At 67.2% G+C, this 24,364-nt stretch carries 33 protein-coding genes; 26 read left to right on the top strand and 7 right to left on the bottom strand.

Annotated features, from left to right (window positions below):
• Positions 1 to 6: 6 nt before the first annotated feature.
• Both ACFQ00_RS00465 and ACFQ00_RS00460 read right to left on the bottom strand, forming a co-directional pair.
• Positions 7 to 1,149, bottom strand: coding sequence for an acyl-CoA dehydrogenase family protein (locus ACFQ00_RS00465; protein ID WP_381484640.1), 1,143 nt, complete (start codon positions 1,147 to 1,149; stop codon positions 7 to 9).
• A gap of 54 nt (positions 1,150 to 1,203) precedes the next feature.
• Positions 1,204 to 1,767: a helix-turn-helix domain-containing protein gene (locus ACFQ00_RS00460; RefSeq protein WP_381484637.1), complete on the bottom strand. Its 564-nt coding sequence runs from the start codon at positions 1,765 to 1,767 to the stop codon at positions 1,204 to 1,206.
• 89 nt (positions 1,768 to 1,856) lie between these two features.
• Here ACFQ00_RS00460 and ACFQ00_RS00455 point away from each other — a divergent pair, with 89 nt between their 5' ends.
• Positions 1,857 to 2,333: a DUF6456 domain-containing protein gene (locus ACFQ00_RS00455; RefSeq protein WP_381484634.1), complete on the top strand. Its 477-nt coding sequence runs from the start codon at positions 1,857 to 1,859 to the stop codon at positions 2,331 to 2,333.
• On the opposite strand, the gene ACFQ00_RS00450 is transcribed toward ACFQ00_RS00455, so the two are convergent.
• On the bottom strand, positions 2,321 to 2,446 hold the full coding sequence (locus ACFQ00_RS00450) for a hypothetical protein (protein ID WP_381484631.1): 126 nt from the start codon (positions 2,444 to 2,446) through the stop codon (positions 2,321 to 2,323). The genes ACFQ00_RS00455 and ACFQ00_RS00450 overlap by 13 nt on opposite strands.
• A gap of 294 nt (positions 2,447 to 2,740) precedes the next feature.
• Between ACFQ00_RS00450 and ACFQ00_RS00445 the strand changes: the two genes are divergently transcribed.
• The 3 genes from ACFQ00_RS00445 to ACFQ00_RS00435 are packed head-to-tail and all read left to right on the top strand — an operon-like array spanning position 2,741 to position 4,973.
• Positions 2,741 to 3,205: a hypothetical protein gene (locus ACFQ00_RS00445; protein ID WP_381484628.1), complete on the top strand. Its 465-nt coding sequence runs from the start codon at positions 2,741 to 2,743 to the stop codon at positions 3,203 to 3,205.
• Positions 3,202 to 4,545 carry a DNA-packaging protein gene (locus ACFQ00_RS00440; protein WP_381484625.1) on the top strand — a complete coding sequence of 448 codons (1,344 nt, stop codon included), beginning with the start codon at positions 3,202 to 3,204 and terminating at the stop codon, positions 4,543 to 4,545. Before ACFQ00_RS00445 ends, ACFQ00_RS00440 begins: the two co-directional genes overlap by 4 nt.
• 8 nt (positions 4,546 to 4,553) lie before the next feature.
• The gene (locus ACFQ00_RS00435) at positions 4,554 to 4,973 is read left to right on the top strand and encodes a hypothetical protein (protein WP_381484621.1); all 420 of its coding nucleotides are present in this window, start codon (positions 4,554 to 4,556) and stop codon (positions 4,971 to 4,973) included.
• Here the strand turns inward: ACFQ00_RS00435 and ACFQ00_RS00430 are convergent.
• Positions 4,948 to 5,829 carry a TonB family protein gene (locus tag ACFQ00_RS00430; protein ID WP_381484618.1) on the bottom strand — a complete coding sequence of 294 codons (882 nt, stop codon included), beginning with the start codon at positions 5,827 to 5,829 and terminating at the stop codon, positions 4,948 to 4,950. The two genes, ACFQ00_RS00435 and ACFQ00_RS00430, sit on opposite strands and share 26 nt — an antisense overlap.
• Positions 5,830 to 5,967: 138 nt before the next feature.
• Here ACFQ00_RS00430 and ACFQ00_RS00425 point away from each other — a divergent pair, with 138 nt between their 5' ends.
• The 22 genes from ACFQ00_RS00425 to ACFQ00_RS00320 all read left to right on the top strand — a co-directional run bounded on the left by ACFQ00_RS00425 (position 5,968) and on the right by ACFQ00_RS00320 (position 22,953).
• Complete coding sequence (locus tag ACFQ00_RS00425) at positions 5,968 to 6,297, top strand: DHCW motif cupin fold protein (RefSeq protein WP_381484615.1); 330 nt, start codon at positions 5,968 to 5,970, stop codon at positions 6,295 to 6,297.
• A 116-nt stretch (positions 6,298 to 6,413) separates the two neighbouring features.
• Entirely contained in the window at positions 6,414 to 7,574 is a 1,161-nt protein-coding gene (locus ACFQ00_RS00420; RefSeq protein ID WP_381484613.1) for a phage portal protein, read from the top strand.
• On the top strand, positions 7,567 to 7,878 hold the full coding sequence (locus ACFQ00_RS00415) for a DUF6127 family protein (protein WP_381484610.1): 312 nt from the start codon (positions 7,567 to 7,569) through the stop codon (positions 7,876 to 7,878). The genes ACFQ00_RS00420 and ACFQ00_RS00415 overlap by 8 nt, the downstream gene beginning before the upstream one ends.
• 17 nt (positions 7,879 to 7,895) lie before the next feature.
• Positions 7,896 to 8,330 (top strand): HK97 family phage prohead protease, encoded by a 435-nt coding sequence (locus ACFQ00_RS00410; RefSeq protein ID WP_381484607.1) that lies wholly within the window; start codon positions 7,896 to 7,898, stop codon positions 8,328 to 8,330.
• The gene (locus ACFQ00_RS00405; protein ID WP_381484605.1) at positions 8,320 to 9,423 is read left to right on the top strand and encodes a phage major capsid protein; all 1,104 of its coding nucleotides are present in this window, start codon (positions 8,320 to 8,322) and stop codon (positions 9,421 to 9,423) included. Before ACFQ00_RS00410 ends, ACFQ00_RS00405 begins: the two co-directional genes overlap by 11 nt.
• Positions 9,424 to 9,496: 73 nt before the next feature.
• The gene (locus ACFQ00_RS00400) at positions 9,497 to 9,868 is read left to right on the top strand and encodes a hypothetical protein (RefSeq protein ID WP_381484604.1); all 372 of its coding nucleotides are present in this window, start codon (positions 9,497 to 9,499) and stop codon (positions 9,866 to 9,868) included.
• Between the two features lie 13 nt (positions 9,869 to 9,881).
• Positions 9,882 to 12,236: a hypothetical protein gene (locus tag ACFQ00_RS00395; RefSeq protein WP_381484601.1), complete on the top strand. Its 2,355-nt coding sequence runs from the start codon at positions 9,882 to 9,884 to the stop codon at positions 12,234 to 12,236.
• A gap of 40 nt (positions 12,237 to 12,276) precedes the next feature.
• Complete coding sequence (locus tag ACFQ00_RS00390; RefSeq protein WP_381484598.1) at positions 12,277 to 12,558, top strand: phage fiber-tail adaptor protein; 282 nt, start codon at positions 12,277 to 12,279, stop codon at positions 12,556 to 12,558.
• Entirely contained in the window at positions 12,555 to 13,046 is a 492-nt protein-coding gene (locus ACFQ00_RS00385) for a head-tail connector protein (RefSeq protein ID WP_381484595.1), read from the top strand. Before ACFQ00_RS00390 ends, ACFQ00_RS00385 begins: the two co-directional genes overlap by 4 nt.
• Positions 13,043 to 13,363, top strand: coding sequence for a head-tail adaptor protein (locus ACFQ00_RS00380; RefSeq protein WP_381484592.1), 321 nt, complete (start codon positions 13,043 to 13,045; stop codon positions 13,361 to 13,363). The genes ACFQ00_RS00385 and ACFQ00_RS00380 overlap by 4 nt, the downstream gene beginning before the upstream one ends.
• Positions 13,360 to 13,593, top strand: a complete 234-nt coding sequence (locus ACFQ00_RS00375; RefSeq protein WP_381484590.1) for a hypothetical protein — start codon at positions 13,360 to 13,362, stop codon at positions 13,591 to 13,593. The genes ACFQ00_RS00380 and ACFQ00_RS00375 overlap by 4 nt, the downstream gene beginning before the upstream one ends.
• Positions 13,590 to 13,982: a DUF3168 domain-containing protein gene (locus ACFQ00_RS00370; RefSeq protein ID WP_381484587.1), complete on the top strand. Its 393-nt coding sequence runs from the start codon at positions 13,590 to 13,592 to the stop codon at positions 13,980 to 13,982. The genes ACFQ00_RS00375 and ACFQ00_RS00370 overlap by 4 nt, the downstream gene beginning before the upstream one ends.
• Before the next feature lie 13 nt (positions 13,983 to 13,995).
• Positions 13,996 to 14,403, top strand: coding sequence for a phage tail tube protein (locus ACFQ00_RS00365; RefSeq protein ID WP_381485863.1), 408 nt, complete (start codon positions 13,996 to 13,998; stop codon positions 14,401 to 14,403).
• 11 nt (positions 14,404 to 14,414) lie between these two features.
• A complete protein-coding gene (locus ACFQ00_RS00360; RefSeq protein ID WP_381485860.1) occupies positions 14,415 to 14,699 on the top strand; it encodes a GTA-gp10 family protein in 285 nt (94 codons plus the stop codon).
• Entirely contained in the window at positions 14,696 to 14,878 is a 183-nt protein-coding gene (locus ACFQ00_RS00355; protein WP_381484584.1) for a phage tail assembly chaperone, read from the top strand. Before ACFQ00_RS00360 ends, ACFQ00_RS00355 begins: the two co-directional genes overlap by 4 nt.
• On the top strand, positions 14,868 to 15,428 hold the full coding sequence (locus ACFQ00_RS00350; RefSeq protein ID WP_381484581.1) for a tail tape measure protein: 561 nt from the start codon (positions 14,868 to 14,870) through the stop codon (positions 15,426 to 15,428). Before ACFQ00_RS00355 ends, ACFQ00_RS00350 begins: the two co-directional genes overlap by 11 nt.
• 2 nt (positions 15,429 to 15,430) lie before the next feature.
• A complete protein-coding gene (locus ACFQ00_RS00345) occupies positions 15,431 to 17,737 on the top strand; it encodes a DUF2460 domain-containing protein (protein WP_381484578.1) in 2,307 nt (768 codons plus the stop codon).
• Positions 17,737 to 18,570 (top strand): DUF2163 domain-containing protein, encoded by an 834-nt coding sequence (locus tag ACFQ00_RS00340; RefSeq protein ID WP_381484576.1) that lies wholly within the window; start codon positions 17,737 to 17,739, stop codon positions 18,568 to 18,570. Before ACFQ00_RS00345 ends, ACFQ00_RS00340 begins: the two co-directional genes overlap by 1 nt.
• Before the next feature lie 5 nt (positions 18,571 to 18,575).
• Positions 18,576 to 18,977, top strand: coding sequence for a peptidoglycan endopeptidase (locus tag ACFQ00_RS00335; protein ID WP_381484574.1), 402 nt, complete (start codon positions 18,576 to 18,578; stop codon positions 18,975 to 18,977).
• Between the two features lie 4 nt (positions 18,978 to 18,981).
• On the top strand, positions 18,982 to 21,180 hold the full coding sequence (locus ACFQ00_RS00330) for a phage tail protein (RefSeq protein WP_381484571.1): 2,199 nt from the start codon (positions 18,982 to 18,984) through the stop codon (positions 21,178 to 21,180).
• A 9-nt stretch (positions 21,181 to 21,189) separates the two neighbouring features.
• A complete protein-coding gene (locus ACFQ00_RS00325; RefSeq protein WP_381484569.1) occupies positions 21,190 to 21,681 on the top strand; it encodes a DUF2793 domain-containing protein in 492 nt (163 codons plus the stop codon).
• Positions 21,682 to 21,828: 147 nt separating this feature from the next.
• Positions 21,829 to 22,953 carry an OmpA family protein gene (locus ACFQ00_RS00320; RefSeq protein WP_381484566.1) on the top strand — a complete coding sequence of 375 codons (1,125 nt, stop codon included), beginning with the start codon at positions 21,829 to 21,831 and terminating at the stop codon, positions 22,951 to 22,953.
• Positions 22,954 to 23,088: 135 nt separating this feature from the next.
• Here the strand turns inward: ACFQ00_RS00320 and ACFQ00_RS00315 are convergent, their stop codons facing one another.
• Genes ACFQ00_RS00315 through ACFQ00_RS00305 form a run of 3 tightly spaced genes read right to left on the bottom strand, consistent with a single transcriptional unit; the run spans position 23,089 to position 24,305 of the window.
• Complete coding sequence (locus ACFQ00_RS00315) at positions 23,089 to 23,676, bottom strand: hypothetical protein (RefSeq protein WP_381484563.1); 588 nt, start codon at positions 23,674 to 23,676, stop codon at positions 23,089 to 23,091.
• Between the two features lie 13 nt (positions 23,677 to 23,689).
• On the bottom strand, positions 23,690 to 23,989 hold the full coding sequence (locus ACFQ00_RS00310) for an SCP2 sterol-binding domain-containing protein (protein ID WP_381484561.1): 300 nt from the start codon (positions 23,987 to 23,989) through the stop codon (positions 23,690 to 23,692).
• A gap of 40 nt (positions 23,990 to 24,029) precedes the next feature.
• Complete coding sequence (locus ACFQ00_RS00305; protein ID WP_381484558.1) at positions 24,030 to 24,305, bottom strand: hypothetical protein; 276 nt, start codon at positions 24,303 to 24,305, stop codon at positions 24,030 to 24,032.
• Between the last annotated feature and the right edge of the window lie 59 nt (positions 24,306 to 24,364).

The raw sequence follows: 24,364 nt of genomic DNA, 5'->3' as shown, positions 1-24,364 counted from the left end.
CAGCACCTAGATGGTGCGGCTGACGACTTCCTTCATAATCTCCGACGTACCGCCATAGATGCGCTGCACGCGTGCATCGCGCCACAGGCGGGCGATCGGATACTCGTTCATGTAGCCCGCGCCGCCGTGAAGCTGGAGCGAGAGGTCGCAGGCATCCCATTGCAGTTCGGTGTGCCAGAGCTTGGCGGCGGAGGCTTCGGCGGCGGTGAGCTTGCCTTCGACGTGGCGCTTTAGCGCCCAGTCGAGATGCGCCCAGCCGATCTGCAGTTTGGTCGCGAGATCGGCGAGAGTGAACTTCGTGTTCTGGAAATCGAATACGGTCTTGCCGAACGCCTTGCGCTCCTTGGTGAACTTGACGGCTTCGTCGAAGGCGCGCTGCGCAACCGCCTGACCCGAGAGTGCGATCTGCAGGCGTTCCTGCGGGAGTTGCTTCATCAGGTAGATGAAGCCCATGTTTTCCTCGCCGATGCAGTTGGTGATCGGCACCCGCACGTCGTTGAAGAAGAGCTCGGACGTGTCGGCCGAGTGCTGGCCGATCTTGTCTAGGTTGCGGCCGCGCGCGAAGCCCTCACGGTCGGACTCGACGAGGATGAGGGAGGTGCCTTTGGCACCAAGTGCCGGGTCCGTCTTGGCGACAACGATGATGAGATCGGCGTTCTGGCCGTTGGTGATGTAAGTCTTGGAGCCGTTCACCACATAGTGGTTGCCGTCGCGCTTCGCGGTCGTCTTCACGCCCTGAAGATCGGAGCCTGCGCCTGGTTCCGTCATCGCGATCGCGGTGATGACCTCGCCCGAAACCATTCCAGGGAGCCAGCGGCGCTTCTGCTCCTCCGAGCCGTAGTTGATGATGTAGTCGACGACGATGTCAGAGTGGAGCGTGATGCCCGCAGAGGAGCCAGCGTAGCATAACTCCTCGCCGATCACGGCGTTGTAGCGGTAGTCGAGGCCGAGGCCGCCGTATTCCTCGGGAACCTGCGGACAGAGCAGTCCTGCCTCGCCGCAGGCGCGCCAGAAATCGCGGTCGACGATGCCCTCGTGCTCCCAGCGGTCGAGGTGGGGATAAAGTTCGCGGTCGAAGAACTTGCGGACGCTGTCGCGGAAGAGGGCGTGATCTTCGTCGAACGCGGTGCGGCTGGCGGTGTCGAGCATGAAGGGTTCCTTTCGCCGCCGCGGTTAGCGACGGCGCCTCAGGGCGCATACTCCCTAAAGTGGCCGTACCAATGTGACGCCGACCGCGAGCCACGGCGTTTCCGAGACGACGAGTTGTCGCGCGCCGGGAACGAGCGGCAGGATGGCGAGGCGTTGGCCGTCGAGATCGACGAGGCGGCCGAACACGAAGCGTCCGGCCGGGCGGGGGACGAGCACGTCGCGGTTGCGCGCGCGCTCGAACTCGGCGGGGGAGAGGCGCTCGCACCAGATCGAATCGCCGGTGCGGTAGTCGCCAATGCCGGAGACGACCTGCACCGCGATCATCGCTCCGGAGGGACGCGGCGGCAGCAGGGTCTGCGGCATCGTTGGCGCCCTCGCGCCGTCCGCGCCGAGGAGGGCGGCGACGGGGACGTCGGGGCGTTCGGGGTGGGTGACGAGTTCGGCGGCTTCGACACCGAGCGCGGCGGCGATGCGGTTGAGCCAGCCGACGGAGACGGTGCGGGTGCCGGTTTCGAGGCGGCCGATGGTTTGGGGGGTGGTGGCAGGGCGGCAGCGTTCGGCGACGTCCGCCAGAGTGAGACCCTTGCCCTTGCGGACCTCGCGGATGCGTGTGAGCATCGAATTATCCTATTGGGTTATTTTTCACTGTCCTACAGCCGAAGCGCGATGGCAAGGGCGATTCGCAACTGAAAGCGAGGGAGATGCCCATGCCCGAAACCCGTAACCGCCTGATCGTGAACAGCATCGACAGCCCGGCGCACCGCCGCGCCGCCACCGAAGGCGCGCGCCACGCCAACCGCGCGGAGGAACCCATTGCGTGGCTGCACGCGCGCGGTAAGATCAGTGACCGCCAGTTCGAGGCGGGCGTGCGCCTGCGCCGCGACTTCATGATCGCCGCACAAGGCCCGCGCGTGACGATGGCGTGGGACGCCGGGCCGGTTGCAAAAGGCAGCCGCGCGGCGCCGGACGCGCCCGATCCGACGACGGCGCAGCTCGGCGCGAAAGCGCGCGTGGACGCCGCGCTCACGCACGCCGGGCAAGGCCTTGCCGATGTGCTGACGCGAACCGTGTGCCTGGGTGAAGGGCTGGAAACGGCGGAGCGGGCGATGGGCTGGCCGGCGCGCGCCGGAAAGGTGGTGCTGTGCCTGGGGCTGGACCGCGTGGCGGATTACTACCGGGTGTGATCGGCGGCAGTCGCGGGCGTCGTCGAGGCGATCGCGCCGGCGTGCGGCGGAATCGCGATGGCGCCGACGGCGGCGATGAACAGGAGGCAGGCGCAGACGATGATCGTTTTCATTTTATCCTCTTTTGCCCGGCCCCGGTAAGCGCCTCTTACGCCACATAAAATTACGATCCGATGAACGACATACGCGGATCGACGCGCGAAGTGGCCCAGCCGGCCTCCGTTTGCAACCCGGCTGCGACCAAAAGGATCAAAAAGAACCAAATAGGCAAAATAATGCTTGACGAGCGAACCGCTGTTTGCTAGACATCAGACACGCTGAGGAATTGCGGCTCCGGGGCTTCACCGCCCTCGGGGCCGTTTTCGTATCGGGGCTCGGCGCGGCTTCTTCTCGTGTGAAAGACCCCGATGACGAAAACGATATCGGCGCGCCGCGCGTCCCAGCGGCACGATGGCTGGACACCGAAACGTCGCGGCAAATTCCTGGACGTGCTGGCGCGCACCGCAAACGTGCGCGCGGCGGCAGAAGCCGCGGGCAAGGGCAAATGCACGGCCTATACGCTGCGCCGCCGCGACCCCGATTTCGCCCGGGCATGGGAAGAGGCGCTGACGAGCGCGATGGACGAACTGGAAGCGGTCGCCTTCGAACGTGCGCGCGACGGCGTGGAGAAGGTGGTCGTGAGGGCGGGCGGCACGCCGGTGACGATCCGCGAATATTCGGACCGGCTGCTGATGTTCATGCTGAGCCGCCGCCGGCCGGAGGCCTATGCCGCGCTCGCCGTGGACGAGGAGGACGAAGAACTGACGCTCTATCGCGCAGTGGAGGCCCGCGTGGCGATGATCGAGGCGCGACGCGAAGGCGCCGCCGAATGAGCGCGCTGAACCTGCACGAGCGCCTTGCGGCGTTGACGGATGACGAACATCGCGAAGCGTTGCGTCCGTGGGATATGCCGGAGCGGAAGAAGCTGCTGCGCGGCTGGTATAGCAAGGCGCGCACGTCGCAGGTCGTGCCGGATGGCGATTGGCACACCTGGCTGGTGATGGCAGGGCGCGGCTTCGGCAAGACGCGCACGGGCGCAGAATGGGTGCAGCGCGCGGCGATGAAGGGCGCGGCGCGCATCGCCATCGTGGGCGCGACGCTGCACGAGGCGCGCGCCGTGATGGTGGAGGGCGAATCCGGCCTGCTGCGCGCGGGCAGGCAGAGCCTGCGTCCAAGCTTCGAGCCTTCGCTGCGGCGGCTTTCGTGGCCGACGGGCGCGAAGGGCTTTCTTTATTCGGCGGACGACCCCGATGCGATGCGCGGTGCGCAGCACAGCCACGCCTGGGGCGACGAGATCGCGAAATGGCCGCAGGGTCTCGATGTGTGGATGAACCTGCGCATGGGGCTGCGGCTGGGCAAGGAACCGCGCGCGGTGCTGACGACGACGCCGCGCCCTGTGCCGCTGGTGCGGCGCCTGCTGGAGGAAGCGCTGGCAGGACATGCCATCATCGTGACGCGCGGACGTACGGTGGAAAATACGGCGAACCTGCCCCCGGCGTTTCTGGAGGCAGTGACGGAGGCCTATGGCGGCACGCGGCTGGGGCGCCAGGAGCTGGACGGTGAACTCATTGAGGAGGTGGAAGGCGCGCTCTGGTCGCGCGCGCTGATCGAGCGGTGCCGGGTGCGGCCGGTGAACCCGGCGGGCCAAGGGGTGGACGATGCGGGCCTCGCGCGCGTGGTGATCGGCGTCGATCCCCCCGCCGGGCACGGTGCGGGATCGGTGTGCGGGATCGTTGCGGCGGGGCTGCGCGCGGACGGCACGATCGTGGTGATCGAGGATGCGAGCGTCGAGGGGTTATCGCCGGAGGGTTGGGCGCGTGCGGTTTCGGACGCAGCCGCGCGCCACGCCGCGGACCGTGTGGTCGCGGAGGTGAACAACGGCGGCGACATGGTCGCGCGCGTGCTCGCCGCCGTGGACCACGCGCTGCCGGTGAAATCGGTGCGCGCCACACGCGGGAAGGCGATCCGCGCCGAGCCGGTTGCGGCGCAGTACGAGGCTGGGCGGGTGCGCCACGCCGGAGCGTTTCCGGCATTGGAGGATGAACTTTGCGGGCTTATCGCGGGCGGTGGCTACGAAGGGCCGGGGCGATCGCCGGACCGGGCGGATGCGCTGGTATGGGCGGTGTGGGAGCTTATGGGGAAGAGTGCCCGGCCGGGGGTTCGGGTGGTTTAGGATTTGGCATGGAAACCGGATATTGCGGGGAAAACCATTGCGGCTATCCTCTCTTGGTGATGGGGAGCTCTTCCAAAAGCGTTGGACTCGGTGGCGATGGGGACGAAATCGCGGCGATCGCCGACATTGAACGTACCTTTGGTGTGAAGCTGGATTATACGGATGCTCAAGGCTGGCTCACCGCTGGGGATGTGTTCACGTCTCTTCAAAAGGTTCTTCCGGCCGAGGAACTGAGCAATCCAGAACTGTGGAACCGTTTCGCTTTTGCACTCTGTGAACAAACAGGCGTGAATCCTTATGACATAGACCGAGATAGCCTGCTGCTCTCGGAGTCGAGATTTTGGGCGCGTCTAGCTGATGTGTCGGCAGCGGTTTGGATTGTCGCCTTTATGGGCATCCTTGTCATGCTTGCCGTGATTGCATTCTAGCGAACTTACAGTCCCTAAATGAATCATAGCCCGCTCCCTCGTCATACCGGCGAAGGCCGGTATCCATGTGACCGTGGTTATGGGCCCCGGCCTTCGTCGGGGTGACGATGGAGGGCGGGGCGATCGCCGGTCCGGGCGGATGCGCTGGTGTGGGCGGTGTGGGCGCTTGTGGGGAAGAATGCGCGGCCGGGGGTTCGGATGGTGTGAGGGGCGTATCGCTCTGTCCTTCAGACTGTTCGCCGTCGTCCTGCTTCACGACAAAGCCGATCTTGAACTGTTGAACCGATCGTACCGGCATTACAGGCGTTACCATGATCGGTGTGAGATGCAGAGCGCGAACGCCTTGATCACAGGCAATGGCATCAAGAGCGGGCGCGCCACCACTATGAGCAATATCGCAGCTTTCCGCTGTGCCTTGCGCGTCAACGACAACATTCACCACGCTGATTGCATAGGGCGGTGAGCCGTCGGGAAGCCGGTTGACGATATATTCTACGTCGACGCTTTCCGGAAACGGACTATTCGGCCGACTGCCTGGCGCCGGCATAAAAAACAGATTCCATCTTTTGAATGCACCGTACACGATCTCCCCGTTCCGGTCCTTTGCCGGCTTTGCGCGCGCCCGTTTTATGGCCTTGCATGCGGCTTGATCGAGCAAAGGATGGCTGCTGGATACGATGGTTTCGCATCGAACGACCTTGCCTTGGGGATCGACCACGACAAGGGAGAGGGTGGCGCCCTCTTCGTTACGACGGACGGACGCCGTAGGGTAGTCATCTGCGGTGACAAAGCCGCGATTTACAAAGTCCGCTGAAATCGCGCGACCGGCAAACAGAACAAACATGGTCAGGAACATTTGACCCTCGCGCACGGGTGCATTTTGGAACTCTACCGAGGTAAACTGAACTATAGAGGCTCTTCCCCCAGATGGCATGGTCTCGAATGATTACGGCATCGTGATTGCCCGCATGCTTGTTCGAAGGAAACTATTGCCATGCATATCGACCCGCTCGCCTTCGAAACAATGGACTGGGCTTCCGCGCCCGAAACCGTGCATCCGGGCGAGACCGGCCACGCTGTCTGGCGGACGCGGCAGTTCGGGGCGATCCGGGTTCGGATGGTGGAGTATTCGCCGGGGTATCTCGCCGATCACTGGTGCGAGAAGGGGCATATCCTGCTCTGTCTTGAGGGCGAGCTGGAGACCGAGCTTGCGGACGGGCGACGGGTCATGCTGACGCCGGGCATGTCGTATCATGTGGGTGATGGCGCGATGGCGCATCGGTCGGTGAGCGCGAAGGGCGTGCGGCTGTTTATCGTGGATTGAGGGGCTCTGCGTTTCCGCTTTTGCGGGACGCCTGAACGGGGTTTTCGGTTGCCTCTCTCCTCCATCCCTCTCCCCTTTGGGTGAGGGAGTCTTTTTCTTTTTCCTGGAGATCGCTGATGTTCAACTGGTTCGGCCGCAAGGGCGGTCGTCCGGCTTTGCCGCGCCATGTGCTGGGCTTTGCGGCGGGCTGGGATGCGGGTGGTGGGGACGTTCCGGCATCTTACACGGCGCGGGTGCGCGAGGCGCTGACGAACAATCCCGTGGCGAGCCGGGCGATCCGGCTGGTGGCGGAGAGCGCGGGCGCCGCGCCGCTGAAGGTATCCGGCGCTGGCGGGGCGCTTTCGGCACTCATCGCGCAGCCCAATCCGCGCGAGACGCGGGCGGCGTTTCTGGAAACGCTTGCGGTGCATCTTTTGCTGCACGGCAATGCCTATGTGGATGCGGCGATCGGTGCGGGCGGGCGGCCTGCCGAACTGCACGCTCTGCGGCCGGACAGGGTTTCCGTGGAGCCGGACGCGCGGGGGTGGCCTGCGGCGTTCCTCTACCGCGCCGGGGAGACGGCCGTGCGGCTGCCGGCGCATGGCTGCGGGGATGCTGCGCATGGCGGTGGATCGGGTGTGCTGCATATCCGGATGCTGAACCCCACCGATGATCATTATGGGCTCGGCTGTCTCGCCGCGGCGGCGGGGGCGGTGGCGACGCACAACGCGGCGGCGGCCTGGAACCGGGCGCTGCTCGGCAATGCGGCGCGGCCTTCGGGGGCGCTGGTGTTCGAGGGCGAGGGGGCTTTGTCTCCGCAGCAGTTCGAGCGGTTGCGCGCCGAGATGGAGGCGAGCTTCGCGGGCGCCGCCAACGCGGGGCGGCCGATGCTGTTGGAAGGTGGGCTCACGTGGCAGGCGCTTTCGATGACGCCCGCCGACATGGATTTCGCCGGGATGCACGCGGCCGCCGCGCGCGACATCGCGCTCGCGTTCGGCGTGCCGCCGATGCTGCTGGGGCTGCCCGGCGACAACACCTATGCGAACTATTCGGAAGCGAACCGGGCGTTGTGGCGGCTGACCGTACTACCGCTCGTCTCGCGGATCGTGGAGGCGCTTTCGGGGTGGCTTTCGCACTGGTGGGCGGACGCGAGCGTTGCCATCGACAAGGATGCGATTCCGGCGCTGTCGCATGATCGCGAGATCCTTTGGGCGCAGGTGACGGCGGCGGATTTTCTCTCGGGCGAAGAGAAGCGGCGGCTGCTCGGTTTGGACGCTGAGGATTTCACGCGTGAATGAGGCGGCGATGCTCACCGGGCTGATCGCGCAGGCGGCGGGCAAGGGCGCGGACCTGGTGACGCTGCGCGCGCTCGTGGAAGAGGCGAGCGAGGTGGGCGCCGCGCGGGCGCTGGCGCGCGTGGGGCTGACCGATGCGAAAGCGGCGCATGACGTGGGCGAACTGCGCGCGCTGCTCGGGGCGTGGCGCGAGGCGAAGAAAAGCGCGCGGACGGCGCTCGTCGGCTGGCTGGTGCGGCTGATGCTGGCCGGGCTGGTGATGGGGCTGGTGGTGACCGTCGGTCTCAAGGGCGTGTTCGCCGAATAGCGACAAGGAATTTGCGGATGATGGGAACGGAAGGCGCGCTGCGCCTCGCCGGGTACGCGGCCGTGTTCGACGTGCCGGACCGGGGGCGGGACGTGGTGCGGAAAGGGGCGTTCGCAGGGGCAGGGGCGGTGCCGCTGCTCTGGCAGCACGATGCGGGGCGGCCGGTGGGGGTCGTCGAGCGGGCCGAGGAGGACGGTCGCGGGCTTCGGATTTCGGCGCGGCTTGCGGACGGGAGCGCGGGGGCGCGGGAGGCGGCGAGTTTGCTGCGCGCCGGGGCGCTCTCCGGGCTGTCGTTCGGGTATCGCGTGCGGAAATCGCGCGCTGATCGAGCGCGGGGCTTTCGCGAATTGCTGGCGGTCGAATTGATCGAGGTCTCGCTGGTGACCTTTCCCATGCAGCCGCTCGCACGCGTTTTTTCAATCACACACGAAGGAGTCTCCGATGGATTATGAAGTGAAGGCGGAAGGTGAGGTCGAGGCGGCGCAGGTGGATGCGTTGCGGGGCGAGGTGGCGGCGCTGACCGCGCAGCTCGGCGAGATGCAGGTGAAGGCGGCGCGGCCGGCGCTGGGCGGCGAGGTTGCGCCGGAGCGGAAGGCGTTTGCGGACGAATATCTCCGCAAGGGGATTGCCGCGCCCGAGGTGAAGGCGATGTCGCTGGCGAACGCGGATGGCGGTTATGCCGTGCCGGTGGAGATCGATCAGCGGATCGATGCGACGCTGAAGGACATCTCGCCCATTCGCGCGATTGCGAACGTGGTGAAGGTGGGCAGTTCGAACTACCGTAAGCTGGTGGCGAGCGGCGGGTTCGCTTCGGGCTGGGTGTCGGACATCGCGGCGCGGCCGGAGACGGAGACACCCGACTTCAACGAGATCGCGCCGCCGATGGGCGACCTTTATGCGAACCCGGCGGCGAGCCAGGCGATGCTCGACGATGCGGCGTTCGACGTGGAGAGCTGGCTTTCGGACGAGATCGCGCGCGAGTTCGCCGCCGTGGAAGGCGCGGCGTTCGTGAACGGGAACGGCACGAACCAGCCGAAGGGGTTCCTCTCTTATGCGACCGCCGCGACGGCGGACAGCGCGCGGGCATTTGGGACGCTGCAGCATCTTGCCACCGGCGTCTCGGCGAACTTCGCGGCGAGCGAGCCGGAGAATGCGCTTATCGATCTCGTGCATTTGCTGCGGCCCGTCTACCGGCAGGGCGCGGTGTTCGTGATGAATTCGAAGACGCTCGCCCGCGTGCGCAAGATGAAGGACGGCGACGAGAATTTCCTGTGGCGTCCCGGTCTTGCCGAGGGGCAACCGGCGACGCTGCTCGGCTACCCCGTGGTGGAGGCGGAAGCCATGCCGGATATTGGCGCGGGGAGCCTTTCGATCGCGTTCGGCAATTTCGCGGCCGGATACGTGATCGCCGAGCGGACGGCGACACGGATTTTGCGTGATCCCTATTCGCACAAGCCGTTCGTGCACTTCTACGCGACGAAGCGGATCGGCGGCGCGGTCGCCAATTCGGAAGCGATCAAGCTTTTGAAATTCGCCGCCGCCTAGCGGCTGCGAACGCGTCGCGGCGGTCCCCCTGCCGCCGCGACGCACCCTTTTTCACGAAACAAGGAGACAGGACATGGCGAAAGTCGTGCATAACGACGTGCTTGATGCGGCGCTCGGCGCCGTGAAGACGGGCGCCACGCGCATGGTGGCGCTCGCTGCCGAACCCGCGAGCTATGCGGCAGCGAACAGCGGCGCGCTCGCCGATGCGGCGATGACGAGCGCGGACTTCACGATTGGTGAGGGCGTCACCTCCGGTCGGCGGCTCAGCGTTGCCGCCAAGAGCGATGTCGCCATCACCGCATCGGGCACCGCGACGCATGTGGCGCTGCTCGATGCCGCCGGATCGCGGCTGCTTTACGTGACGACGTGTCCCGCCCAGCCGCTCGTTTCGGCAAGCACCGTGAGCTTCGGCGGCTGGGACATCGAGATCGGCGACCCGGCCTGAAGGACAGAAGGCCATGACCGCCCCCCAATTCGTGCACGCCGCCGTCGTCCATGTCGACACCACGGCGAACGCCAGCCCGATCACCACCGACGCCTATGCCGTTTCGGGCACCGGGCACACGCTGATCGTGGTGATCGACCACGAGCGCGCGCACGCATCGTCTCCGCTCGCCATCACCGGGATCACGCGCGGCGTGCAGAGCTTCACTCGGGTGAACAAGGGCGATCTCGGATCGGCGGCAACGGTGGACGTTGCCGACATGTGGGTGCTGGAGAACGCCGCGACTGGCAGCGCGCCGCTCGTGGTGAGCCACAACGGCGTGACGGGCAGCGACATCCAGATCGCCGTTGTCGAATATGACGGCGGCACACCGGGCGCGGTTTCGACGCCGGCGTATGTGCCGGGATCGAGCGCCGCGGTTGCGAGGTTCGGCATCACCGTGCCCGCCGATGCGCGGCTCGTCTATCTCCAGGTGGTAACGGCGGCGGCAGGCACATGGACCGGCCCTTCGCACGGCACGAGCCGGCTGACCGCCACGGTCGGGACCGGAACCGGCGGCGGCGCGCTGGCGGTTGCCGATTACGCTCCCGCCAGCGCGGAGACGCTGACGAACGTCGGCTATGCGTTCACGCCTGCGAGCGGCAGCTGGTCCAACGGATCGAACCATGTGGTGGGGCTGATCCTCGAGGCTGCGGCTACGGATGCCGGCATCACGCCTGCCGCAGGGGCGCTTACCCATACGGCGGGCACGCCGCTTCTCGATACGGGCGATCTCACGCCGACGGTTTCCCGCCCGCCGGGCGGCGGCGATATCGACGTTGCCGCGACGGTGATCACGGACCCGCTGTCCGCCGCGCCCACCATCGCGCTGTTCGGCGACCCCGAGAGCAACAACACGGTTTCGGGCGTGAAGTGGGAAGGGTTCTTTGCCGCTGTCGATCTGAAACAGGCTGGGCGGACGCCGACCTTCACGCTGGACTTCTCGAACTGGCGTCAGAATACGCCGCCCGCGAACAATCGGCTTTACTGGCGATACGGTTCCGACATCGGGGACATGACGGCGTGGCAGCCGTTTGAGAGCCGATCGGTTTCAGGATCGGTGCTGACGGTTTCGAACAGCGCGGCCTTCGCCGAAGCGGTGATCCAGATCGCCAACATTCCGCCGGTTCCGTATGATGAGCTGGAGGACTGGCTGACGACGTGGGCCGCGAGCGGAACCATGTTCCGCCCGCAGGCCTGCGCCGATCTCGGTGTCGCGCCGGCCGCGCCGAACGCCTACGCCTATTACGATTTCCCTGACCTGGTTTCGCCGGACGGGATCGAGGTGGGCGGAACCTTCGCCTTCGCCTTCGGCATCACCAACCCGGCCGCCACGGGCGCGAAGGCGCGGCTGTTCCACACATGGACGCACGCCGGGGAATGGGGTGGGCTCAGGGCCATGCTGCGCTTCGCCGAGCGGCTGATGAGCATCGAGGATACGGTCCACGATGCCCTCCGCGATCGCTTCGAGCATATCTTCCTCCTTACCAACACGGCGGGGATGGTGGGCGGCATGGCGCGCGGCGTCGTGGAAAGCGGGGACATCGGCGACGATCCCAACCGCGTATGGGGCTCGCACCCGACCGACCGGGACGACGTTTCCGATCCCATCCTCTCCATCGAGGCAAGCATCGCGCTGCTGGTGACCGAGTGGGGCGTGAACGATGCCGGCCTTCTCAACTGCGCCGGGCAGCTCGCGTGGCACAGCCACACCTCCGCCACGGCCAAGTTCGGCGCCTACAAGGGCGGGCTCAGCAGCGCTGAAAGCGCGTTCATGGGCCATACCGAGACACTCTACGGCACATCGCTGCACGATCACGGCAGCAGCAGCGCCGGAAGCTCGACACACTTCGCGCGCGTGGGAACGGCGGGCGGCTTCGGCGTCACCTTCGAATGGTCCTATGCGTGGGCGGATTTCCTAAGCGAGATCGGCGCGAGCGTCGACACGATCGGCCCGGCGCTGGTGGAGACGCTGGATGCGGGCTGGCTCGGCGCCGCGCTGAGCCCAGCGGCGGCGGCGCACGCCGTGCATTCCGGCGCTGCGGCACTGGTGCCGCGGCTTGCTCCGGCCGGTGCCGTCCTTGCGCATCACGGCGGCGCGGCATTGCTGTCGCTCGCCGGGCAGATCGCCGCGGCATCCGGCCGTCACGGCCATCACGCGGCAGCATCGCTGTTGACGGCAGCAGGCGTGGTGACGGGCGCGGACGCATCGCTTCCACACCGCGCCACGCGGCCCGTTCTCAGCACGGGTTTCATTCCGCCCGCCGCTTCCGGCGCGGTGCTGCGCGTGCGGCCCGACACGCGCGTGCTCAGCGTCGGCGCGGCCTGACACAACTGATGACACGCCCAGGATCAACACGGAGTTTGCGATGGGATTCTATCTGAAGGATCCCGGCGCGCGGATCGACTACACGGTCGACTGGGCGGCGGGCTATCTGGCGGGCGACACGATCGCCGCCAGCGCATGGATCGTGGCACCCGAAGAGGCCGGCGGCATTGCCGTCGACGGGACGACGAGCGAACCCGAGCGCGCCTCGGCGACGCTGGAGGGCGGCGTGCCCGGCCACGTCTACCGCGTGACCAACCGGGTGACGCTGGCGAGCGGGCGCATCGAGGAACGCACGCTTTCCATCCGGGTGGACGAGCGATGAGCGCGCCGCTGGCCGTCTCGCTCGGCGAGGTGAAGGCGTATCTCAGGATCGACGGCGCCGAGGAGGATGCCTTGCTCGCCGGGCTGGTGCGTACCGCCGCAGCGCTGTGCGAAGCGTTCACGGGGCAGGTGCTGATCGCGGAGGCGCGTAGCGAGACGGTTGCCGCCGACGGCGAGTGGCACCGGCTGGCCGCAACGCCCGTGCGCAGCTTCGAAGGCGCGTTCGTTGGCGAGGATGCCGCGGCGTTCGACAGCCTGACGGATGCCTCGGGCGACGGCTGGGTGCGCATCTCCGGCGGCAGGGCGGCGCGTGTCGCCGTGGAGGCGGGGCTTGCCGAAGACTGGAACGGCGTGCCCGAGCCGCTGCGGCAGGGCATCGTGCGGCTGACGGCGCACCTCTATGCGAACCGCGACGCGGCGGGCGATGCGGGGCCGCCTGCTGCTGTGGCGGCGCTGTGGCGGCCGTGGCGGCGGATGCGCCTCGCATGAGCGGCGAGATGGCGGGGGCGCTGAAAGAGCGCATTGCGATCGGGGTTTCCGGCGCGAGCGATGCTGCGGGCGCGGCCGGCGATCCCGTGTTCGGAGAGCCGGTGTGGGCGAGCGTGGAGGCCGAGCCGCCCGTGATGGGTGCGCGGGCCGAACGGCTTGCGGCGCCGGGGCGCTACACGATCGTGATGCGGGGGGAGGCATCGGCAAAGGTCGGCGACCGGCTGCAATGGCGCGGACAGACGCTGACCGTGATTGCCGTGACGCGGGATCCGCTGCGGCCCGATCGCATCCTGCTTCGCGCGGAGACAAGGCCATGAAATTTCAGGATTTGCTGCGCAGCAAAGCTGCACAAATTTCAGGGGGTGCCGAGCATCGGATGGCGCGGCGTTTGGCCGGATTGTCGGATGGATTGGCGGGCGATCTGCCGGGTGTCGGCATTCGCGCGGAGGGGAACGAAATCCGGCTGGCCGGACGTGGATTGCGGCGGCGGGCAATCACCGACGGGCGGCTGCGCTGGCCGGGCGCGTGGCTGAGGAGCCTTTTATGAGCGATGCGGGACTTGCCCTGCAGGAGGCGCTGTATGCGGCGCTGGGTGGGTTTGCAGGGTCGTTGGTGACGGGCGTTTACGACGGACCGCCGGCGGGCGCGGTGCCGCCTTACCTCACGATCGGGCCCGATTTCGTCACGGATATTTCCACCAAGACCGAGCGGCGGCGTCAGCATCTCTATGCGGTGACCGCATGGGCGGCGGGCGACGCGGTTTCGGTGCTGAAGCCGGTTCTCGCCGCGGTGGAAACGGCGGTGCTGGGGATCGCCGCGCTCGAAGGGTACCGGCTCGTCACCAACGACATGCTGCGCAGCCGCACGGCAGCCGACCCCGCGCGCGGGCTGGTGAGTGGCACCATCGAATTCCGCGCGCGCACCGAAACGCTTTGAAGGAGACACGATGATGGCAGCCGAAAAGGGCAGCGCGTTCCTGCTGAAACTATCAAGCGGCGGCTCGCCCGCGACCTACCAGACAATTGCCGGGCTGCGCACCACGCAGATGTCGATCGCGAGCGAGGCGGTCGCGGTGACGAACAAGGGGTCGGGCGGCTGGCGCGAACTGCTTTCGGGCGGCGGCGTGCGGCATGTTTCCGTTTCTGGCGCCGGTGTGTTCACCGGTTCTGCGGCCGAGGCGCAGCTGAAGACGCTGGCGCTGGGGGGCGTGGTGGCGGGGTATGAGCTGAGCTTCGAGAGCGGCGAGAAATTGCAGGGGCCGTTCCTGGTGACGCGGCTCGACTACGCCGGCGATTTCGGCGGGGAGCGGACCTATACGCTCGCGCTGGAAAGCGCCGGGCCGGTGGTGACGGCGTGACCTCCAATCCCATGCGCGGTGAGGCGGAGATCGCGGTGGCGGGGGAGCGGCTGCGGCTGCGGCCGAGCTTTGCGGCGCTGGTGGCGGCGGAGGCCGAACTTGGCCCGCTGTTCGGGCTCGTCGAGCGCGCGGCGGCGGGGCGGCTTTCGCTGGCCGAGATGGCGGGGCTGTTCTGGCACTGTCTTGATCCTCGCGTGGACCGGGAGGCCTTCTCCGAGGCGCTTGTGGCCGGGGGACTCGCGGCGGCGACGCCCGCGCTCAAGGCGCTTCTGACGCAGATTCTCGCCGGGCGATGACGTTTGCCGAGTGCGCGCGGCGCGCGGCGGGGATCGGGGCGCGGCTCGGGTGGCGACCGGACGATTTCTGGGCGGCGACGCCTGCCGATCTGCTGAACGCATTGGGGCCGATGTCCGAAGGTGAGGCGCTGGGCGCCGCCGAACTGCGGCAATTGATGGAACGCGACGATGGACGATGAGATCGAGACGCTCGTGCTGAAGGTGCGCGCGGATACGCAGGGCTTTGCGCGTGATGTCGATACGATGTCGCGACAGCTCGACGGGCCGCTGCAGGCGGGCATGGACCGGGCGGGAAGCGCGATGGAAAGCGCGCTTAATCGCTTCATCCGCACCGGCAAGTTCGGGTTCGAGGATCTGAAGCGGACGGTGCTTTCGGTGATGAACGAGATCGCGGCTTCGACGCTGCGCATGAACTTCGGCTCGGCCGGTGGTGGTTCGGGCGGTCTTTTCAGTACGCTGGCGAGTGTCGCCATGACTGCTTTCGGGCTGCCGGGGCGGGCGACGGGCGGGCCTGTTTCGCCGGGACAGGCCTATCTCGTTGGCGAGCGTGGACCCGAGGTGTTCGTGCCGACCGCCAGTGGCCGCATCGAGACAGGCGCCGGGCGCGGGGCGACGACGATCAACGTGACAGTGAATGCGCCGGCGGATGCCTCGCCCGCCTTCATGGCGAAGAGCGGCCGGCAGGTGGCGCGCGCGGTGCGGCAGGCACTGCTGCGCGACGGGCGCTGACCATGCACTGGCTGGCGAAACCGGGGGACGGCATCAGGCGCGATTGGCTTAAGCGCTTCGACGCGCGCTACTGGACGGTCGATTTCGCGCGGCCTGCGATGGGCAGCGTGGTGACGACGGCGGCGGATGCGCTGCGGGTGGACGCGGCCTTTTATACCGCGAACGATCTCGTCGGGCTGATCTGGGAGAGTGCGGACCGCTGGGACCATCCGCTGATCGCCTATGAGACGCGGCGGGATTATCGGGGGACGCAGCTCTCGTTCCGGTGGCGATCGGAGGGGGATTGCCGGCAGCTTCCCGATCTCGACGGGCCGACGCTGACCATCGAGGGGCGCGATGCCGAGGGCAATCCGCGAAGCTGGTATGTGCGGCTGTGGAACTATGCCGACGGTGCGCCGGACGATGCGCTGATCAGGCTCGATTTCGATGCGATGGATGGCGGCTTCCTGCTGCCGGGCGAGGCGGACCCGGTGTGGGCGGGGGATATCGACCGGATGTTCATCTCGGTGGTGCCGGGCGGATATGCGCGGGAGGATGTGCCGCTCGCGGCGCCGGGCGTGGCGACGATCCGGATCGAGGAGATGCGCTGCGACGGCCCATCCTCGGTGCTGGAGATCGGAGACGCGTCTCTGCCGCCGCACCGGTTGCGCATGGCGGGCGGCTATGACGACAGCTACACTCTGACGCCCGAGCGCGTGCTCGGGAACGCGCTGAAGCTCGGCTACCGGGAGTGGTTCAACCACTATGTGGGGATGAGCCATTATTTCCGGCTCGGGTGGGACGGCGCGCGGTTCGTCGTGGCGACGGAAGGCGATCCGCTGAATGCGCCTTGCCGGGCGTGGCACGCGGATTTCTGCGGGCGTGCGGCGGTGCTCGGGTACAAGGTGATCCTGTCGCTCAGCTACGAGCTGTTCGACGCGCACGCGCCCGAGGGCTGGAAGCAGCGCACCGGGGACGGTTCGCCCGCGCTCACGGGCTGGGATCCGCCCTCGACCTTGCTGTCGCCCGCGAATGACGAGGCGATGGCGTGGCTGCAGGGCGTGGGTGCGGCGTTCGCCGGGTTCGGGGCGCCGTGGTTCCAGATCGGCGAGCCGTGGTGGTGGACGGGGTTCGGCTCGGATCGCACACCCTGCTTCCACGATGCGGCGACGACGGCGGCGTACATGGCGGAAACGGAGCTGCCCGCACCGCCGGCGATGGCGGATGTTTCGGAAACGCCGAGCGTGGCACAGGCGGCGTATCATGCCTGGCTGGGCGGCAAGCTCGGGATCTCGACGCTGGCGCTGAGGGATGCCGTGAAAGATGCGGCGCCAGGCACCGAGGTGGCGTTATTGTTCTATGCGCCGCAGGTGCTGCGGCCGGAAGCGGCGTGGCTGGCGGCGGTGAACATGCCCGCGGCGTGGGCGTATCCGGCGTTCGATGTGCTGCAGCTCGAGGACTACGACTTCGTGACCGACGGCAATGCGGGCGGGATGCGGCGGGCACGGGCGGCGGTGAGCGAGGCGCTGGGCTACGCGGCGGCGGAGCAGCACTATTTCTCTGGCTTTGTGTTGAACTGGACCGACCGGCACCTGTGGCAACCGATTGCCGAGGCTGCGGAAGACGCACTTGCGCGCGGCGTTGCGGAAATCTTCGTGTGGGCGTTTCCGCAGGTGATGCGCGACGGATTTACGTTCTTCGAGATCGAGGAGGATGCGGCCTTGGGCTTTCATGACGTGGCGTTCCCGCTGGCGCTTGCCGAAGGGGCGAGCGGCGGGCCGCTGTTTTCGACGCAGGTTGTGACCAGCGTTTCGGGATACGAACAGAGGAACAGCGACTGGGCACAGGCACGATTGCGTTATGACGCGGGGCCGGGCGTGCGCTCCGAGGAGGACCTCGCAACGCTGATCGCTTTCTTCCGCGCGCGGCGCGGGCGAGCATTCGCCTTTCGTTTCCGCGATCCCTTCGATTTCAGTTCGAACGGCATGACGGGGGCGCCCTCGCCGCTCGATCAGACGCTGGGCGCGGGCGACGGCGTGCGGACGGTGTTTGCACTGGTTAAGCGTTATGGCGAAGGCGAAGCGAGGCGCATCACGCGGCCGGACGTCGCGAGCGTCCGGGTGGCCGTTGCGGGCACAGAATTGATGGACGGCTGGTTGCTCGAAGGGGGATCGGTGACGTTCGATATCCCGCCCACCGCGGCGGTGACCGCGGGCTTTCTGTTCGATGTGCCGGTGCGCTTCGCCGAGGACAGTATCGAGGCCTCGCTGCAGGGCTGGCGCGCGGGCGAGATGCCTTCCGCGCCGATCATCGAGGTGCGTGAGGCCTGATGCGCGATATTCCGGAAGCGCTCGCCGCGGCGCTTGAAGAGGAAACGACGAGCCTTGCCTTCTGCTGGCGCATCGAGCGCGCGGACGGCGCGGCGCTCGGTTTCACCTCGCACGATCGGCCGCTCACCGTGGACGGCATGAGCTGTTCGCCCGTGCCGGGCATGGTGCCGTCGGCGCTTGCCCATGCCGATTCCGTCGAGGGCGGCGGCATGGACGTGACCGGTGCGCTGGGCAGCGGGCGTATTCGCGCCGACGATATTGCGGTGGGCCGCTACGACCGTGCACATGCCACGCTGTCGCTCGTCGACTGGAGCGCGCCGGGGGCTTCGGTGCTGCTGGCGAGCGGCGAGATCGGCGACATTGTGCGCAAGGATGACCGCTTCGAGGCGGAGCTGAAAAGCGCGCACGCGGATCTCGATCGTACGCCGATCGCGCTTTGCACACCGGAATGCCGCGCGCGGCTCGGCGATTCGCGCTGCCGCGTGGCGCTGTCGCCGTTGACGCATGTTGCGCATGTGACGGCGGTGACGGGCGCGGCGCGCATCGAGACTGATTGCCCCCTGCCGGACGGCGCGCTTGCCTATGGACGGCTTAGGCCGCTCGCCGGGGCGCTTGCGGGGCTGGATTTCGAGATCGTCGCTTCGCAGGGCGTATCCGTTGACCTGCGCGAAGCCGTGGCCGCGCGGCTGGCGCCAGGCGATCTGGTCGATCTGCGCGAGGGCTGTGACCGCCGCTTTTCGACATGCCGGGACCGTTTCCAGAACAAGGACAATTTCCGCGGCGAGCCCCATGTGCCCGGCACTGATTCCGTGATCCGCTACCCGAGCCTGTGACGGCTATGCATTCCCGGCACGTCGATATCGTGCGCGCGGCGCGTGCGTGCGTTGGCACGCGCTGCCGCGTGCAGGGGCGCGTGCCCGGCCTTGCGCTCGACTGTGTCGGTGTCGCCGTCGCGGCGGCGAAGGGTGCGGGGCTCTTGTTCAGCGTGCCGCAGGACTATTGCCTTGCCGCCGACAATCGGGACCGGCTGGCGGCGGGGCTGGCGGCAGCCGGATGCACGCGGGCGGGCGATCCGCTCGCGGGCGACCTGGCGCTGATCGCGGTGACGACCGCGCAGCGTCATCTCGCCGTCTGTTGCGGCGATACGTTCGTTCATGCCCACTTCGGCCTCGGGCGTGTCGTCGAAGCGCCGCTGCCGCCGGAATGGGCGCGCATCGGCTGGCGTTTTCCGGAGAACTGAGACCATGGCGACGCTTGTTCTGACGACCGTCGGCGCGATCGTCGGCGGACCCATCGGCGCGACCATCGGCGCGATCGCGGGGAACAGTATCGACCAGATGCTGTTCGCGCCGAAAGGGCGCACGGGGCCGCGCCTCGACGATCTCACCGTGCAGAGTTCGGCCTACGGGCTGCCGCATCCGCGGCTCTACGGCACGACCCGCGCCGCCGGCAACGTCATCTGGAGCCGGGGCCTCAGGGAGACCGCGCACCGTTCGGGTGGCGGCAAGCGCTCTGGCGGGCGCACGACGACCTACAGCTATTCCGCATCGTTCGCGGTGGCCATATCGGCGCGCCCGATCGTGGGGATCGGACGGATATGGGCCGACGGCAAGCTGCTGCGCGGCGCGGCTGGTGAGATGACGGCGGAAGGGTCCGTGCGCATCTACACCGGTGACGAGATGCAGGTGCCCGATCCGCTGATCGCTGCGGCCGAAGGCGCTGCGAACGCGCCTGCCTATCGCGGGCTTGCCTATGCCGTGTTTGAAGACCTGCAGCTCGGCGATTTCGCGAACCGCATTCCGAACCTGTCGTTCGAGGTCACGTCCGATGCCGCGCCGCCGACGATAGCCGCGATCCTCGGCGATCTTGCGGAGGCCGCCGGGGTCCGGGTCTCCACGGGCGGCCTTTCGGCACCCTTGCCGGGTTTTGCCGCCGCGACGAACGCACCGCTTTCGACGTGGATCGCATCGCTTGGCGAACTCGGCGACGTGCGGGCGCTCGGCGGCAGGCACGTGCGGCTTCATGACGACGGCACTGATACTGACATCGTTCTTGATGATGATCGGCTGGTGGAGGGCGAGAGTCGCCACGCGATTGCGCGCCGCAGCGGGGACGCGCCGGCTTCGGTGACCTTCGGCTATCTCGATATCGCGCGCGATTATCAGGCGGGAACGCAGCGAGCATTCCGGGCCGGTGCGCGGGGGCGCGAAGACCATAGCGCGCTGCCCGTTGCGCTTTCGGCTGGGGCTGCGAAACGCGCGGCGCAGAGCGTTCTGCAGCGTTTGTGGACGCGGCGCGAGACCTCGGCGTTCCGGCTCGGCTACCGCGCGCTTGCGCTGCAGCCGGGCGACCGGCTCTCTGACCGTGACGGCCGGCGCTGGGAAATCCGCCGGACCGCCTTCGAGGCGATGACGGTCGCCATAGAGGCGGAGCCGGTGAACGCCGACGGAGGCGTGGATGCGGTTGCCGATGGTGGTCGCGCGGAAACAAGTGTCGATGCTCCGCAGGGCGAGACGCAGTTCCATGCCTTCGAATTGCCGCCGATCGTGGGCGACATGCCGAGCGCGCCGCGCCTTTGGATCGCCGCGGGGGGCACGGGGAGCGGCTGGCGGCGCGCGGAAATCTGGCTGAGCGGGGACGCCGGGGTGAGCTGGTCGAGCATCGGCATGGCGAGCGGCGGCGTGCCGATGGGTGCGGCGCTCTCGGGGCTGCCCGCCGTGGACCCGACGCGCTGGGACGAGATCTCGGCGCTCGACGTGGAATTGATATCCGACGCGATGTGGCTTGAAAGCCGACCGGCACTTTCGGTGTTGGCGGGCGCGAACCTGGCGCTCGTCGGGGACGAGCTGATCCAGTTCCGCAGCGCGGTGCCCACGGCGCCGCGTTGTTTCCGGCTTTCGGGGCTGCTGCGTGGCCGGAAAGCGAGTGAGGCAGCGATGACGGCGCATATGGCCGGCGAACGCTTCGTTCTGCTGGAAACCCCCGCGCTGTTTCCGATCGAGCTTTCCGCCGATGCGATCGGCACGGATATCGCCGTGCGCGTCGTGCCGCCAAACACGGGCACCACGGATAGTCCGCAAGCCGATCACCGGGTGACGGGCCGCACGCTGCAGCCGCTGCCACCGGTGCACGGCACGGCGCGCGTGCTTGCGGATGGTGCGATCGCCTTTTCGTGGATCCGGCGCAGCCGGGCAGGCTTCGGATGGATCGACGGGGTTGATGCGCCGCTCGGCGAGGAACGCGAACGCTATGCCGTGCGCTGCAGCGTCGGCGACGCGACCGTGGCCGACGAGGTTGGAGACGCGGCATGGACGCTCTCTGCGAGTGGGCAGACGGCGGCGTTCGGGATGCTTCCCGAGGCCGTTCATCTCGAGGTTCGTCAACTGAGCGCCGCCGTTGGGGCGGGCGCGCCGTTTGCCGCCGATTTCATTCTGAACCGATAGGAACAGCCGATGACTGTCACTGCGCGTCTGGGTCTGCCTCTGATCGCCACCGGGCAGGCCCAGAAGGAACTCACGCACAACACTGCGATTCACGGCCTCGATCGCCTTGTTCATCTGTGCGTGGCAAGTCGCGCGCTTTCGGGGCCGCCCGAACTGCCCGCGCCCGGCGCGACCTGGATCGTTGGCGAGGGCGCGACAGGCGCGTGGGCGGGATATACTGGCGCACTCGCGCACTGGGACGGCGCGTGGGTGATCGCGGCGCCGGCCGAGGGGATGCTATGCTGGATCGCGGATGAAGCCATTGTCGCCGTGTTCGGCGGCGGGGTCTGGAATGCTGCTCTGCCGGTTGCGGGCCTCAAAATCGGCGGCGCCATGATGCTCACGGAGCCACCGGTTGCGATCGATGCGCCGGAGGGTGGAAGCGTGATCGATATCGAGGCGCGGGCCGTGCTGGCGGGCCTGCTCGGTTACCTTCGCGAACAGGGTTTGCTGACGTCATGACCCCATTCAAAACGCCGAAATCTGCCGCAATGTGCGGTATTTATGCAACATTTCGGGGTTATATTCGGTTGCGCGGGATACTTCGGTGATATAGATCGTTCAGGCGACTTCCATGGAAGTTCGTGGAGACTGAGAAAGGGGATTTCAATGCGTAGACTCGCCGTAGTCATGGCGCTGGCCGGCACCGCTCTTGCGGGCCCGGCGCTCGCGCGCGACAAGGCCTGGTATGCAGGTATCGAGGGCGGTGCGCTGCTCATCGAAAATATCGATTTCGACGTGACTGGTACGCAGGGCGCCGAAACGAACAACGGCGTCAGCGTCAAGCACAAGATGGGCTATGACGTCGATGGCATCGTTGGTTACGACTTCGGCGGCTTCCGCACCGAATTCGAGCTTGGCTACAAGAAGGCCTCGCTCGATAAGGTGACGTTGGCTGGCGTCGCGGTTCCGGGCAGCGGCGGTGTCGCGACCGGGACGTTCCCGGATGCCGGTGGCACGACGAGCGCGCTCAGCTTCATGCTGAACGGTCTGCTTGATTTCGGCGACGACGCTGGCTGGAACGGCTACGTCGGCGGCGGCGTCGGTATCGCGCGCGTCAAGGCTGACATCTACCAGGTGGCCGATCAGGGCGCGGCTTTCGCTGACGACAGCGATACGGGCTTTGCCTGGCAGGTCATCGCGGGCGTCCGCAAGGCGATCAGCGACAATGTCGATCTGGGTCTGAAGTATCGCTTCTTCAATGCGCCTTCGGTGGACCTCGTCGGCGTGGACGGATCGGCGTATGATGGTCGCTTCCGCAGCCACTCGCTGCTCGCGAGCGTGATCTTCAACTTCGGTGCGGAAGCGCCGCCGCCGCCGCCGCCTCCGGTCGCGGAACCGGCTCCGCCGCCCCCGCCGCCTCCGCCCCCGCCGCCTCCCCCGCCGGTGACGCCGGGGCCGTTCATCGTGTTCTTCGACTTCGACAAGTCGGACATCACGACGGATGCGGCAGACATCCTCAACCGCGCCGCGCAGGCGTACAAGGAAACGGGCCAGGCCAGCGTTACGCTCGCCGGTCACGCCGACGCCGCGGGCCCGGCCGACTACAACGTCGGTCTCTCGCAGCGCCGCGCTGATGCGGTCCGCAAGTATCTCGCGGGTCAGGGCGTGCCGGAAACGGCCGTCACCAGCGAGGCCTTCGGCGAAACCCGCCTGCTCGTTGAAACTGCCGACGGTGTGCGTGAACCGCAGAACCGCCGCGTGGAAATCAACTTCGGCGGAGCTTCGATGTAAGCTCGACGGAATACGGGGCGGCGCCAACAGCGACGCCCCGCAACCGGAAAGGGCCGCCTCTTCGAGGCGGCCCTTTTTCTATGTGGTGGCTTCGTCGGCGGGAAGTCGTCGCAGGGCGACGGCCCCGCGATGTGGTCAGACGTTGCAGCGCTTGATCGGTTTGCCGCGCTTGTCGATGCACGGATCGGGAATTCGCGGCAGAACAACATAGCCGAGCTGATACTGTCGATAGGGATCGGGCGGAGCGATGAGTGCGGCGCGCAAACGTTGAACCGCTGTTACGGCCTGCCCGCCCAGGTTGCCCGGACTCCACGAGAGCGCTTCCCGGCCGACTTCGCCGGCGGCAGTGCAGAAGCTGCGCTGCGCTTCAAGCGCCGAGAAGCTATTGTAGACACGCGTCGTGAAGCTATCGAACGTGCGGGGGCCGGCCTTTCCATCGAGACGGCGGAAATGCTTCTCCAGTGTCTGATAGGCGCGCGCGAGCTCGGGTTGATGCTGCTTCAGCATCTGGTTGTAGTTTCTGACGGTCGCAAGATAGGGCGAGAACTGGCACTGCAACGCCGAGACGTTGAGGCCCGCGCGCAGCAGCCAAATGGCGTGTGCCGCGCTTTCCTCCGCCGTCATGGCACGAACCGGCGGGCCGCCGAGATCGACGGCTGCATATGCCGCGGGCGCTGCGGCAAGGCAGATGCCGAGCGCCAGAGTTACAGACCGGATACGCATAACAGACACCGGATCAGCCGAGCACTTTGCCGAGTTGCATGGCGACCGACATGTCGCCCTCCACCTTGAGCTTGCCCATCATGAACGCCATCTGCGGATTGGTTTTGCCGTCCGCGATGTCGAGAAAGTCGGACATCGAAACCTTGACCGTGCAATCGACCGGGAGGTCGGCGTTGTCGACGACCGCCGGCGAAGCCTTGTCGTCGATGCGCACGACACCATCGTCGCCGAAATCGAACTTCACGCTTTTTCCGAGACCGGCGCCTGCGCCGACACGGCTGCGCATCGTTTCGGTGATTTCGGCAAGGCTCATGCAAATCCTCCCACAAGAATTGGCCGCGAAGGCCGTCAGGTCACTGCTGGGCGGGAGCCTGTTCAGACGCCTTATCCGGGATCGGTGCGACGTCCACTAGCGCCGGATCGGTCATCGGCTCGACGCCGCCTGCCGCCACATCGACAGACATGGCATCCGCCGTCGATGCGTCCGCGCCGAGATCCGACATGGACGCATCGGCCGCGCTTTCCACGGCTGCCTTCTCGCCTTCCTTCCCGGCATCATCGCTTTTTCCGCAAGCGGTTGCCGCCAAGGCGATCGCCACCGAGAACCCCAAAATCGTGCGTTTCGACATGCTTCCCATCGTTTTACCCCGGCATTTTCTTGTTGCTGCGGTATTTTTTCACCGCTTCG

The sequence above is a fragment of the Sphingosinicella xenopeptidilytica genome (genome assembly GCF_042676985.1).
Classification (GTDB): Bacteria; Pseudomonadota; Alphaproteobacteria; order Sphingomonadales; family Sphingomonadaceae; genus Sphingosinicella; species Sphingosinicella xenopeptidilytica.
This window is presented reverse-complemented; position numbering and strand designations above follow the sequence as displayed.